Origin of the sequence: Pseudomonas furukawaii, assembly GCF_002355475.1 — a bacterium.
Taxonomy (GTDB): domain Bacteria; phylum Pseudomonadota; class Gammaproteobacteria; order Pseudomonadales; family Pseudomonadaceae; genus Metapseudomonas; species Metapseudomonas furukawaii.
Window position 1 is genome coordinate 2,793,267 of the sequence record NZ_AP014862.1, and the last position, 12,016, is coordinate 2,805,282.

At 64.8% G+C, this 12,016-nt stretch carries 11 protein-coding genes; 4 read left to right on the forward strand and 7 right to left on the reverse strand.

What is annotated here, in order from left to right:
- Positions 1 to 2 precede the first annotated feature (2 nt).
- The 3 genes from KF707C_RS13000 (at position 3) to KF707C_RS13010 (ending at position 2,929) form a co-directional block, all read left to right on the forward strand.
- Positions 3 to 866 carry a branched-chain amino acid ABC transporter permease gene (locus KF707C_RS13000; RefSeq protein WP_036992836.1) on the forward strand — a complete coding sequence of 288 codons (864 nt, stop codon included), beginning with the start codon at positions 3 to 5 and terminating at the stop codon, positions 864 to 866.
- Positions 866 to 1,882 (forward strand): branched-chain amino acid ABC transporter permease, encoded by a 1,017-nt coding sequence (locus KF707C_RS13005; RefSeq protein WP_003452151.1) that lies wholly within the window; start codon positions 866 to 868, stop codon positions 1,880 to 1,882. The genes KF707C_RS13000 and KF707C_RS13005 overlap by 1 nt, the downstream gene beginning before the upstream one ends.
- 117 nt (positions 1,883 to 1,999) lie before the next feature.
- A complete protein-coding gene (locus tag KF707C_RS13010; protein ID WP_003452152.1) occupies positions 2,000 to 2,929 on the forward strand; it encodes a LysR family transcriptional regulator in 930 nt (309 codons plus the stop codon).
- A 137-nt stretch (positions 2,930 to 3,066) separates the two neighbouring features.
- Here the strand turns inward: KF707C_RS13010 and KF707C_RS13015 are convergent, their stop codons facing one another.
- A complete protein-coding gene (locus KF707C_RS13015; protein WP_003452153.1) occupies positions 3,067 to 4,245 on the reverse strand; it encodes an MFS transporter in 1,179 nt (392 codons plus the stop codon).
- 317 nt (positions 4,246 to 4,562) lie between these two features.
- On the opposite strand from KF707C_RS13015, the gene KF707C_RS13020 reads away from it, so the two are divergent.
- Positions 4,563 to 5,294: a phosphatase PAP2 family protein gene (locus tag KF707C_RS13020; RefSeq protein WP_003452155.1), complete on the forward strand. Its 732-nt coding sequence runs from the start codon at positions 4,563 to 4,565 to the stop codon at positions 5,292 to 5,294.
- Here KF707C_RS13020 and KF707C_RS13025 read toward each other — a convergent pair.
- From KF707C_RS13025 to KF707C_RS13050, 6 genes are all read right to left on the reverse strand, one after another.
- Entirely contained in the window at positions 5,281 to 6,240 is a 960-nt protein-coding gene (locus tag KF707C_RS13025) for an SdiA-regulated domain-containing protein (RefSeq protein ID WP_069776287.1), read from the reverse strand. The genes KF707C_RS13020 and KF707C_RS13025 overlap by 14 nt on opposite strands.
- Positions 6,241 to 6,313: 73 nt before the next feature.
- Positions 6,314 to 7,882, reverse strand: coding sequence for an ArnT family glycosyltransferase (locus KF707C_RS13030; protein ID WP_003452157.1), 1,569 nt, complete (start codon positions 7,880 to 7,882; stop codon positions 6,314 to 6,316).
- A gap of 2 nt (positions 7,883 to 7,884) precedes the next feature.
- A complete protein-coding gene (locus KF707C_RS13035) occupies positions 7,885 to 8,625 on the reverse strand; it encodes a glycosyltransferase family 2 protein (protein ID WP_003452158.1) in 741 nt (246 codons plus the stop codon).
- A gap of 124 nt (positions 8,626 to 8,749) precedes the next feature.
- Positions 8,750 to 9,541 carry a TVP38/TMEM64 family protein gene (locus KF707C_RS13040; RefSeq protein WP_197704981.1) on the reverse strand — a complete coding sequence of 264 codons (792 nt, stop codon included), beginning with the start codon at positions 9,539 to 9,541 and terminating at the stop codon, positions 8,750 to 8,752.
- Positions 9,538 to 10,530 carry an NAD-dependent epimerase gene (locus KF707C_RS13045; RefSeq protein WP_003452161.1) on the reverse strand — a complete coding sequence of 331 codons (993 nt, stop codon included), beginning with the start codon at positions 10,528 to 10,530 and terminating at the stop codon, positions 9,538 to 9,540. Before KF707C_RS13045 ends, KF707C_RS13040 begins: the two co-directional genes overlap by 4 nt.
- Entirely contained in the window at positions 10,527 to 11,870 is a 1,344-nt protein-coding gene (locus KF707C_RS13050; protein WP_003452163.1) for a UDP-glucose dehydrogenase family protein, read from the reverse strand. The genes KF707C_RS13045 and KF707C_RS13050 overlap by 4 nt, the downstream gene beginning before the upstream one ends.
- Between the last annotated feature and the right edge of the window lie 146 nt (positions 11,871 to 12,016).

The window sequence follows — 12,016 nt, forward strand, 5'->3', positions numbered from 1 at the left end:
TGATGGAATGGCTCAATACCCTGGTGCAGGGCGTGCTGCTCGGCGGCCTCTACGCCATGTTCGCGGTGGGACTGTCGCTGATGTTCGGCATCATGCGCCTGGTGAACATCGCCCACGGCGACTTCATCGTGCTGGCGTCCTACCTCGCCCTGGTGGTGGTGGAGGCCCTGGGCCTCTCGCCGCTGGCCAGCCTGGCGCTGGTGGTGCCGCTGATGTTCGCGGTGGGCTACGGCCTGCAGCGTGGCCTGCTCAACCGCACCCTCGGCCAGGACATACTGCCGCCGCTGCTGGTGACCTTCGGCCTGTCCATCATCCTGCAGAACCTGCTGCTGGAGTTCTTCAGCGCCGACAGCCGCAAGCTGTCCCAGGGCGAGCTGGAGGTGGCCAGCGTCTCCCTTGGCGGCCTCAGCCTCGGGGTGATGCCGTTGCTGGTGTTCGGCAGCGCCCTGGCGGTGATCGGTGGCCTGCAGCTGCTGTTCTACAAGACCCGTCTTGGCCGCGCGTTCCGCGCCACGTCGGACGACCAGCACACGGCCCAGCTGATGGGCATCGACAACCGCCATATCTTCGGCCTGGCCATGGCCCTGGCGATGGCGGTGGTGTCCATCGCCGGGGTGTTCCTGGCGGTGCGCACCAGCTTCGACCCCAGTGTGGGGCCGGCGCGCCTGCTCTATGGCTTCGAGGCCGTGATCATCGGCGGGCTCGGCAGCCTCTGGGGCACCCTGGCCGGCGGCGTGATCCTCGGGGTCGCCCAGGCCGTCGGCGCCCGGATCGACCCCGGCTGGCAGATCCTCGCGGGTCACCTGGTGTTCCTCCTGATCCTGGTTTTCCGCCCCCGTGGCCTGTTCCCCCGGAGTGTCGACTGATGAATGCAATGAACGATGTCTACCTCGTCCAGCGTGCCACCCGCAGCAGCCAGGTGGGCCTGGCGCTGCTGGGGCTGCTGGTGCTGGTCCTGGCCTCCCTGCCGTTCTGGGCCGACCGTGCGCTGCTGCGCCTGGTGATGGAGTTCGCCTATTACCTGGCCCTGGCGCAGATGTGGAACCTGCTGGCGGGCTACGCCGGCATGGTTTCCGTGGGCCAGCAGGCCTTCGTCGGCCTGGGCGGCTACCTGCTCTTCGTGCTGGCGTCCTCGCTCGGGGTGCCGCCATTGGTGGCGGTGCTGCTCTCCGGCGTCCTGGTCGCGGCGCTGGCGGTGCCGACGGCGCTGGTGCTGTTCCGCTTGCGCGGCGCCTACTTCGCCATTGGCACCTGGGTGGTGGCGGAGGTGTTCCGCCTCGGGCTGGCCCAGGTGGGCAGCCTCGGCGGCGGCTCCGGGCAGAGCCTGCCGGCGGCCATCGTCCGGCAGATCGGCGGTAGCCGGGACAGCCGCGAGCTGCTGCTGTATTTCAGCGCCCTGGGTATCGCCGTGGCGGCGGTGCTGGTGGTCTACCTGCTGCTGCGCTCCCGCCAGGGACTGGCCCTGACCGCGATCCGCGATTCCGAGCCGGCCTCGGGCAGCCTGGGCATCAATGTGTTTCGCACCCGGCTGCTGGTCTACGTCATGGCCGCCGGCTGCACCGGGGTGATCGGAGCGCTGATCTTCCTGCAGAAGCTGCGTATATCCCCGGATGCCGCCTTCAGCGTGCAGGACTGGACGGCGGCGGTGATCTTCATCGTCATCATCGGCGGCATCGGTACCCTGGAGGGGCCGCTGATCGGCACCCTGATCTACTTCGCCCTGCGCGGCGCCTTCGCCGACTTCGGCGCGCTCTACATGATCATCCTCGGGGCGGTTGCGGTGCTGATGATGCTCAGGGCGCCCCAGGGTGTCTGGGGACTGGTGAGCGAGCGCTTCGGCTGGCAGCTGTTCCCGATGCAACGAAGGTTGGTCGCTGGCTGAGGCTGAAACCTTCCCTTGAGGGAGCGAATTCACGGGTGACAAGAGAAGAAGGGCTGCGTTGCGGCCCGTTCGCGAATAGATTCGCTCTTACAAGAACAACGCACACCGGATAGACCCATGGACCGCCTGCTCAGCATCGAAGCCTTCGTCCGCGTCGCGGAAACCGGGAATTTCGCCCGGGCCGCCCAGCAGTTGGGGGTGACCCGTTCGGTCATCACCAACCGCATCCAGCAGTTGGAGGACTACATCAGCGCGCCGCTGTTCCACCGCAGCACCCGCCACGTGCGGCTCTCCGATGTGGGGGAGACCTACTACAAGGAATGCGCGGACATGGTGGCCAGCTTCAACAGCCTGACCGAGCAGATGCGCGACCTGCGCGCCAAGCCCACCGGCAAGCTGCGCATCCAGATGCTGCCGGGTTTCGCCATCGGCCACTTCGGGCAACTGCTGGCGGAGTTCACCGGGCTCTACCCGGACATCGAGGTGGACGTCATCGTCAACGACCGGGTGGTGGACCCCATCGAGGAAGGTTTCGACGTGGCCTTCCAGATGTTCCCGCCGCTCGCCGAGAGCCTGATCGAGCGCAAGCTGTTCTCGGTGCGACGGCTGTTCTGTGCCTCGCCGGAGTACCTGGAGCGCTGCGGTGCCCCCGCCGGGCCCCTCGACCTGCAAAGTCACAAGGTGGCGCTCTACGAAGGCTATCCCTCGCGCAACCGCTGGCTGTTCAGCGGCGAGGAGGAGGTGGAACTCAACCTGGCCGGGCAGGTGCGTTCGAATTCCGTTCACCTGTTGCGGGACTACGCCATCACCGGGACCTGCGTGGTCTGCCTGCCCACCCTGGTGGCCAGCGCCGACCTGCTGGCGGGACGCCTGGTGCCGGTGCTCACCGACTATGCGCTGACCTCCTTCAGCTTTTCCGCCGTCTACCCCGCCACCCAGCGGCGGGCGTTGAAGGTCCGCACCCTGATCGACTTCCTGGTGGAGCGCATCGCCGAGGAGCCGGCCTGGGACCGGCGTTTGCTGGAGCGGGGCTGGATACGGTCCTAGGGGCTCCTTACCGGCGGTGCCAGGCCGCAATCCGAACACGCCGCGCTCGACCCTACAGGCCCGGGACGGCAGGGAGATCCTGAAATAGTCGGCAACGGATTCACGCCGGTGGTCGGGTAGGGCTGCCCGACCTTCGATCAGCGGCGACGCAGCGCCAACAGCAGGAGCGTCACCACGCAGAAGGCGGCGCCAGCCAGGAAGGCGCTGGCAGGACCCTGGCTTTGCCAGAGCCAGCCCGCAAGCACGCTGGCGAGCAACAGGGCGCCGCCGCAGGAGAGGTTGAACAGGCCGAAGGCGGTACCCTTTAGTTCGGCCGGCGTGGTTTCGGCCACCAGCGCCGCAAGGATGCCCTGGCTGAACCCCATGTGCAGGCCCCATAGCGTTACCCCTGCCAGCAGCAAGGCCGGGGACTCGGCCCAGGCCAGCAGCAGGTCGGCCACAAGCAGCAGCACCAGCGAGAACACCAGCAGCCCGGTTGGGCCGATGAGGTCGGACAATCGGCCCGCCGGATAGGCCGAGAGCATGTAGAACGCGGACATGACCACCATCACCAGCGGCACCCAGGTCGCCTCGAAACCGACGTCCTGTGCACGCAGTACCAGAAAGGCCTCGCTGAAGCGGGCCAGGCTGAACAACCCGCCAAGGCCAACCACCCACCAATAGCGGGGCGGGAAACGGCGCCAGGCGTGCAGGTCGATAGGGGATCGCAGGTGCCGGGGTGGGCGAGGGTGGTCGGGCTCCTGCACGCCGACCACGATCAGGACGACCGATACCACCGCTGGAAGCACCGCGAACCAGAGCACCAGGCTGATCTCGCCGGCCAGCAGCGTCATCAGCAGGATGGCCAGCAAGGGCCCCAGGAATGCCCCGATGGTGTCCATCGACTGGCGCAGGCCGAAGCACGCACCCCGGTTCTCCGCTGAGGCGACGTCGGCCACCAGGGCATCGCGCGGTGCGCCACGAACTCCCTTGCCGACGCGGTCCAGCAGGCGGGCGAAAAGCACCTGGTCGGCGGAGCTGGCCAACGGGAACAGTGGCTTGGTCAGCGCCGCCAGGCCATAGCCGAACAGCACCAGCCCCTTGCGTTTGCCGAGGTAGTCACTGACCGCGCCGGAGAAGACCTTGACGATCAGCGCGGTGGCCTCGGCCAGGCCTTCGATCAGCCCCAGGGCAAGCATGCTCACGCCGAGGCTGCCGACCAGGTACAGCGGTAGCAGGCTGTGCACCAGTTCGGAGGACAGGTCCATGAACAGGCTGACGAAGCCCAGCGCCCAGACCGTACGAGGGATGCGGTGAGTGATCGCGGTGGCGGGCATGTCCCTGTCCTTTTCGGGAAGTTGATATCAGGTTAGGCAAGCTACCGGGAGAACTGCAGGGCCCACTCCGGCAGGGGGCGCTCCCGCAGGATGCCGATACCGGGGCGTTGATCAGGCGTGCCGTCGCTCGCCATCCAGCTCCGCGATTCTTTCACCCATGCCGTGGATGCTGTGCAGCAGGGGGCGGCCGATGGGTTCGAGATTCCAGGACCGTTCGGCGCCACGGCATCGTTGATGTTTTTTTCACAAGCCCTTTACCAGTTGCTCACGCCTGCCGGTGCAGACTGCCGCCGCCCCTTATGTTCCAGGACCCCAGGATGCCTTACTCGCGACCCTTCAACTTCCTGCTGTGGAGCGGCCTGCCGCTGTTGGCCATGGCGCTCCTGCTGCTGGTCGATGTACCCCGCGTCGATTTCGCCCTGGCCCACCTCTTCTACGATCCGCAGAGCGGGTTCATCGGCCGTCACAGCGCCTTCCTCGAAGACGTCCTCCACGACCGCGCCAAGCAGGCGGTCATCCTTCTCGGCGTTTTCGCCATTGCCGGTTTCATCGCCAGCCTGTTGCCGACCCGCCTGCGCCAGTGGCGTCGTCCACTGGGCTATCTGGTCCTGGCGCTGGGCATCTCCACGGCCATCGTCACACCGCTCAAGGCGGTCACCGCCGTGCAGTGTCCCTGGAGCCTGGAAGAGTTCGGCGGCGTGGAGCCGTACTCGCCGCTGCTCGGCCATCACGCCTATGTCGACAAACCCGGACGCTGCTGGCCGGGCGGTCATGCCTCCGCCGGTTTCAGCCTGCTGGCGCTGTTCTTCGCCCTGCGTGACCGGCGCCCGCGCCTGGCCCGGGTTGCCCTGGTGGGCGCACTGATACTCGGCAGCGTCTTCTCGCTGGGGCGAATGATGCAGGGCGCGCACTTCCTCTCCCATAACGTCTGGACCCTGCTGTTCGACTGGATGATCAGCCTTGTCTGCTACCGCCTGGTGCTCTACCGTCCGGCACCGGCGGAGTCGACCCTCAGGCCTGACGCGGCTCTCGATATCAGTTCTTCCTGAAGCGGTAGAGCAGGTTCGGTTCGCTCACGACATAGAGCGTGCTTTCATCATCCAGGGTCAGGCCTTCGGCCTGGCCCACGCTTTTCTCCAAGTCACTGAAGCTTCCGAGCAGGGTGCGGAAGCTGACCACCTCGCCGTTTCCGCTCAATTCGATCACCAGCTTCGATTCATGGCTGAGCACCAGCAAGTGGCCGGTCCTCGCGTCGAAGTGCAGATCGGAAATGTCCTTGGCGAAGACGCTGCGATCTATCCAGTCGGAGAGGTCCTCAACCTTGAGCTGCAACTTGCCGCCAAGGCTCGCCTTCACCCCGCTGACCGCGTAGAGCTGACGTGGGTCGCGTTCCTTGGCGACGAAAATGCGGTCGTGCGCTTCGTCGTATGCCAGCCCCTCGAAGCCCTTGTTGTGGGCACTGGATCTGAGCGGCAGCGCCAGGGTCTGGGCCGCTTGCTTGTCAATGGCCTGCCCGGATTGTGTGGGCAGGCGGAAGAACACCAACTGCTGTCGGACCTCTTCGGCCACTGCCATCAGGCCGTCACCCATGTAGGCCAGTCCTTCAACATCTTCGAAGCCCGTGAGCGGGTACTGCGCGGTGATGTTGCCTTCACGGTCCATTTCCACCAGTTTGATCGGCGGCGCGTTGGTCACCGTCAGTAAACGTCCACGGTCGCTGGCGAAGTCGATGGCCGACAGGTCGTCGTTGATGCCGGCTACGGGGCGCGCCTCGATCTCCACCTTGTAATCCGGTAGCCAGACACTATGGCCTGCCCAGTCACCAGCGTGAATTCGGCTGGCCAAATAGAACCATCCGCGCTCGTGCCAATGGAATTTGGTCGAGGCGACAGTGGCGAGGAGCAGGACTAGCAAGCCCAGGCTGCAGGCACCGAGTGTGCGTAGTCGTTTTCCGGGGTTGGTCTTGCACTTGTCGAGATCTACCGCACTGTTCATGGTCTTTTCCTGTACGACGGGCGAGCGCTGGCCGCGTGCCCCATGAGAAGGGGCGCAGTCCGTTCAAGGTCCATCAGTCGAGTGGTCGCTTCCAGGCGAATCGGTAGGCTCGCTGGGTGGCAGTTGGGTCGTGGCACTGGCCGTTATCGGCATCGGCCTGCACCAGGTACCAGTCTTCGTCGTCACCATCGCCGACGCGGCTGGCCTTCTCGGGCTTGAAGCAGCGCGTCAGTTCGGACGCACGGATCAGGGCGTGGCTGGCGGGGTTGGTGCGTAGCCATTCGACCGCCTTGTCAGTCTGGCCCGGTGCGCCGATGCCGAAGTGCACCAGCGGCTGGCGGGCGAACAGCCAGTGGCCCTCGCGCCAGTTGGTCAGGACCAGTTCATCCCCGCCGGTCAGCTCCGTGACTTCCTGCATCAGGGTCTGGCGCGGATTGACACCCTCCTTGATCGGTTCGATGAAGCCCCGCGCGAACCAGGCGAAGAACCAGACGATGGCAAGGCCAATGAAAATTTTCCGGCCACGCGGCCGTTGGGCGAACCATCGCTTCAACAGCCAGGGCACCAGCGGCGCCATGGCCAGCACCAGGGCGGGTAGCGCCGGGTAGATGTAAAGCTTGCGCTTGCCGCTGCTGAGGCTGAAGAAGATCAGTACCAGCGCTACCCAGCCCAGCAGTACTAGATAGCGGCCATCATTCCTGGCCAGTTGGCGACGCCATGCCGGGACCATCCAGGGCAGGGCCAGCAGAAGCGGCAGCCAGTACTTGGGGATCACATTGGTGAAGAAGAACCAGAACGGCTCGCGGTGATGCCAGGCATCGGCATAACGCTTGGCGGTCTGTTTCAGGAGAATTTCGCTGAGATAGGCGCGACTGGCCTCGTCGCCATACAGCGCCACCTTGATCAACATCGGCAGTAACCAGGTAGCGATGGCCGCCAGTGTAACCAGCAGGCCGAGCGCCCAGGCTCGGCCTTGGCCGGGCATGCGGGCCACGCCACTCCAGCCGCGACGCACAGCGTAAGCATAGGGTAGGAGCATCATCGCGGGGAGGAAGCCGACGCCCTTGCTGATGATGCCGAAGCCCATGGCCGCGCAGGCTGCATAGAACCAGCCCCAGGACGGGCCGAGCAGCAGGTGGCGGACCATGCCGTACAGCCCCAGGGCGATCCAGAGCAGCAGGAAACCGTCGATCTGGCCTGCGCGCTGGATGCTGTAGGTCTGATAGGTGGCCAGGAACAGCAAGCCGGCGATCATGCCGATGCGGCGGTTCCACAAGCGGCTGCCGAGGTCGTGCAGGCAGGCGGTGGTCACTAGGCCGGCTAGCAGCGCCGGGAGGAACAGCGCGATGGTCGGTGACGCTCCGAGCCGGCTCAGGGCGGCGATCGTCCACATGAACAGCGGCGGCTTGTCGGGGTAGATCTCGGCAGCACGGTGCGGGATCAGCCAGTCGCCGCCTTGAAGCATCTCCAGGGCCACGCCGAGGAAGCGTTCCTCGTCGACGTTGGAAGGATGGCGCATGCCCAGCCCGGCGCTGATCATGGCTGCCGCGAGCAACAGCAGGAGCAGCAGCGAGAGGCGCTGGGAGCGGATCAGCCCAATGGGGTTGGCGTACCTTTCCAGAACATGCGAGGTGCGCCTCATGCTCAGGCCTCCAGTTCGCGAGCTGAGGTGTTGAAGCGGGTGCGGCGAATCAGCCACCAGACACCAAACAGATCGAGGATGCCCACCAGCGCCCGGTCGAGGTTGCCGTACTTGGATACGCCGGCGCTGCGCGGGCGGTGATTGACCGGATAGACCAGCATGCCGCCCTGATGGCGCTGGATAAGCGCCGGAATGAAGCGGTGCATGTGGTCGAAGTAGGGCAGACGGAGGAAGGCGTCGCGTTCGATCAACTTGAGCCCGCAGCCGGTGTCGGGGGTGTTGTCTTTCAGCAGCCGACCGCGCAGGCGGTTGGCGAAGCGCGAGGCCCAGCGTTTGCTGGTGGTGTCGCGGCGGTTCACCCGGTGCCCGGCAATCAGCTTGAGGTTGAGGGGGGCTTCCGGGGCGCGGACGATGTCCAGCATGCCGGGAATGTCCGCCGGGTCGTTCTGTCCGTCGCCATCCAGCGTGGCCAGCCAGGTGCCTTCGGCGACCTGCGCGGCGTGGTAGATCGAGGTGCTCTGTCCCAGTGAACGGTCATGGATCAGCACGCGAAGTTGCGTGTAGCCGCTACGTTTCAGGGCCAGCAGCTGCGCGGTGGTGTTATCCGTGCTGCCATCGTCGACCACTATCACCTCGAAGGACTCACCCTGGAGGGCCTGGCGAACCTCTTCCAGCAGCGTGGGCAGGTTCTCGGCTTCGTTCTTGGCAGGGATCAGTACGGAGAGAAAGGGCGGTTTAGACATGCGGGATTCGTCACTTGAAAGGGGCATTCGATTCGTTCACAAAAGTTCAGCCGTTGTTGGGAGCGAGCCTCTGTCGTCATTCCATTTAGCAGGGATGCGCTAACCACCTGTTTGCATGGGTTTTTCACGGCCGTTCCATCTCACCCAGCGCGGCATCGACCCTGTCGTCGATGCCCAGGCCGTGGCTGTGGCGGTGATAGAGCCAGGTGCCGAGCATCCCGGACCCCAGGAGCAACGCCGCCGCCAGACCGATGCGCAGGGTCGGCGCGACGTTGATGCCGCTACCGACCAGGGCGAAGACCAGGGTTTGCGGCAGGAAACCGATGAAGCTGGCAGCCAGGAAGGGCGCCAGGCTTGCGCTGGAGAGTCCGGCGACGAGGTTGGTTAGTATGTTGCTGCCGACCGGTAACAGGCGGATCAGCAGCGTCATCGAGAACGGGTGCGCGTGGATGAATCGATCGTAGCGGACGGCGCGTGCACTCAGGCGGTCGCGCAGCAGGCTCCTGCCGAACAACCGGGCAAAGAGGAACGTGGCGACGCAGCCGAGCAACGCCGCCAGGGCGCCGAGCAGGGTCCCGGGAATCAGGCCGAAGGCGTAGCCGGCAAGAAAGGCGATTATCTGCCGGGGCAGGCCGGCTGCCGTGAACAATGTTCCCATGGCCAGAAAGAGCAGGGTGCCCTGCATGCCGCGCCCCCGGACGTGGGCGTCGATCCAGGCTTCGTTGACGGCATTGCCCAGGTCGCTGCTGTCGAACAGGTAGCCTATGAGCGCCAGGCTGAGGATCAGCCCCAGGCCCTTGAGCATCATGCGCGGGGTCATCATCGCGGCGCGCCGGTGTGGCCGCCGCTTTTCCGGCTTGAGCGCACTGTGCTGGATCTGGGCCCACTGGATCGGCTCATTTTCTATGTCCTTCACACGCCGTAGAAGGTCCGGTACCAGTCGACGAACCGCGCTACGCCTTCGTGGAGGGGCGTGGCGGGGCGGAAACCGGTACGGCTGGCCAGTGCTCCGACATCGGCCCAGGTCTGCAGGACGTCGCCGGGTTGCATGGGCTTCATCTGCTTGATGGCTTCGACGCCCGTGGCGGATTCGATGCAGGCGACGAAATCCAGCAGCCGGACAGGCGAGCCTAGGCCGATGTTGAATAGCCGGTCCGTGGCGCCACGGCGGAGTTCTTCCGGCTCGTTGGCGTAGGGTGGCGGGCAATCCTGGATACGCACAATGCCCTCGACGACATCGTCGATGTAGGTGAAGTCCCGCGACATTTCGCCGCCGTTGTAAATGTCGATCGGCTGGCCTTCGAGGATCGCCTTGGTGAACTTGAACGGCGCCATGTCCGGCCGTCCCCAGGGGCCATAGACGGTGAAGAAGCGCAGCCCGGTGGTGGGAAGTCGGTAAAGATGGGCATAGGTGTGCGCCATCAGCTCGTTGGCACGCTTGGTCGCGGCATAGAGCGAAATCGGGTTGTCGACGGCATCCTCCACGGCGAAGGGCACCTTGGCGTTGGTGCCGTAGACCGAGCTACTGGAGGCATACGCTAGGTGGCCCACATTGGTCTGGCGGCAGCCTTCCAGCACGTTGACGAATCCGCTGAGGTTGGAGTCTGCATAGACGTGAGGGTTGTCCAGCGAATAGCGCACACCGGCCTGCGCAGCGAGGTGGATGACGCGCTCGAAACGCTGCTCGTCGAACAGCGCCCGCATGGCGTCGCGATCGGCGATGTCCAGCTTGCGGAAGGAAAAGCCGGGAGCGTCTTGCAACCGGGCCAGACGGGCTAGCTTGAGGTCGACGCTGTAGTAGTCGTTGAGGTTGTCGATGCCCAGCACCTCGTGCCCGAGGCGGCACAGGCGCATGGCAGTGTGAAAACCGATGAAGCCGGCGGCACCGGTGACCAGGAATTTCATGGCTGCGCCAGCCCTACTGGGGCACGGCCGATGGAGTAATACGCCAGACCCTCGCGTGCCAGGTGCAACGGCTCGAAGATATTGCGACCGTCGAACACGACCTTGTCGTGCAGGCACTGGCGGACCAGGCCGAAGTCGGCGATGCGGAAGTTCAGCCATTCCGTGAGGATGACCAGGGCATGGGCATTGTCCAGGGCCTCTTCCTTGGAGTCGACCAGATGCAGGTCGAGGCGGGCACCATAGAGCCGGCTGGCTTCCTGCATCGCTTCCGGATCGAACGCGCGAACGCGCGCACCCTCAGCCCAGAGGGCTTCGAGCAATACCCGACTAGGGGCTTCGCGCATGTCGTCGGTGTTCGGTTTGAAGGACAGGCCCCAGACGGCGAAGGTCTTGCCGTTTAGGTCGCCGTTATAATGGCGTTTTATGTTCTCGAAGACCTTGTGCTTCTGCCGGTGGTTGACCGATTCCACCGCCTCCAGCAATTGCGGGTGGTAGCCCGCTTCAGCGGCGGTGCGTTGCAGCGCCTGGATGTCTTTCGGGAAGCAGGAACCGCCGTAGCCGCAGCCTGCGTAGATGAAGTCGTAGCCGATGCGCGAGTCGGAGCCGATACCTTTGCGCACCATCTCGATGTCCGCGCCCAGACGCTCCGCGAGATTGGCCATCTCGTTGATGAAGGAAATCCTGGTGGCCAGCATGCTGTTGGCGGCGTACTTGGTCAGTTCGGCGCTGCGACTGTCCATCACGATGAGCTTTTCGTGGTTGCGGCTGAAGGGCTTGTAGAGTTCGCGGAAGAGCTCGGTATCCGGTTCGCCGTCGATACCGATGATGATGCGCTCGGGGCGCATGCAGTCGTCGACCGCGGAGCCTTCCTTGAGAAATTCGGGGTTGGACACCACCTGCATATCCAGCTGGCGACGCTGGCGAGCCAGCACGGCGTCCAGATGAGCCTTGATGCGTTGTGCGGTGCCGACGGGGGAAGTGGACTTATTGATCACCACCTTGGCGTCGACGGCATGCTCGGCGATGGTGTCGGTCACGGCGAACACGTAGCGCATGTCCGCGCTGCCGTCTTCGTCCGGGGGCGTGCCTACCGCAATGAAGATCACCTTGGCGAAGGCCACGCCCTCACCGGCGTCAGTGGTGAAGTGGAGCCGTCCGGCGGCCAGATTGCCCCTGAGCAGGGCTTCCAGGCCGGGTTCGTAGAGGGGGGAAAGGCCCTGATTGAGCTGGGAGATACGGTGCTCGTCGGTATCGACGCAGCACACCGAGTGACCAACTTCCGCCAGGCAGGCTGCCTGTGTCAGACCGACGTAGCCGGTTCCGAAAATGGTGATCTTCATTCAGTGCCTGTTTGTTTGTTATCCATGGCCCGTCTGGCGACTTGGTGATACGCCGGTCGCGTTTTTTTCGGGCATGCCGGCTTGGAGCAGAGTCAAATTAACGATGTAAATGTGAAAATTGTGTGTTCTTGTGTCCAGCGACAGGA

Coding starts and splice junctions, on each gene's coding strand:
- KF707C_RS13005 (WP_003452151.1), top strand. CDS start 866: ATGAATGCAATGAACGATGTCTACCTCGTCCAGCGTGCCACCCGCAGC.
- KF707C_RS13010 (WP_003452152.1), top strand. CDS start 2,000: ATGGACCGCCTGCTCAGCATCGAAGCCTTCGTCCGCGTCGCGGAAACC.
- KF707C_RS13045 (WP_003452161.1), bottom strand. CDS start 10,530: ATGAAATTCCTGGTCACCGGTGCCGCCGGCTTCATCGGTTTTCACACT.
- KF707C_RS13030 (WP_003452157.1), bottom strand. CDS start 7,882: ATGAGGCGCACCTCGCATGTTCTGGAAAGGTACGCCAACCCCATTGGG.
- KF707C_RS13050 (WP_003452163.1), bottom strand. CDS start 11,870: ATGAAGATCACCATTTTCGGAACCGGCTACGTCGGTCTGACACAGGCA.
- KF707C_RS13020 (WP_003452155.1), top strand. CDS start 4,563: ATGCCTTACTCGCGACCCTTCAACTTCCTGCTGTGGAGCGGCCTGCCG.
- KF707C_RS13015 (WP_003452153.1), bottom strand. CDS start 4,245: ATGCCCGCCACCGCGATCACTCACCGCATCCCTCGTACGGTCTGGGCG.
- KF707C_RS13035 (WP_003452158.1), bottom strand. CDS start 8,625: ATGTCTAAACCGCCCTTTCTCTCCGTACTGATCCCTGCCAAGAACGAA.
- KF707C_RS13000 (WP_036992836.1), top strand. CDS start 3: ATGGAATGGCTCAATACCCTGGTGCAGGGCGTGCTGCTCGGCGGCCTC.
- KF707C_RS13025 (WP_069776287.1), bottom strand. CDS start 6,240: ATGAACAGTGCGGTAGATCTCGACAAGTGCAAGACCAACCCCGGAAAA.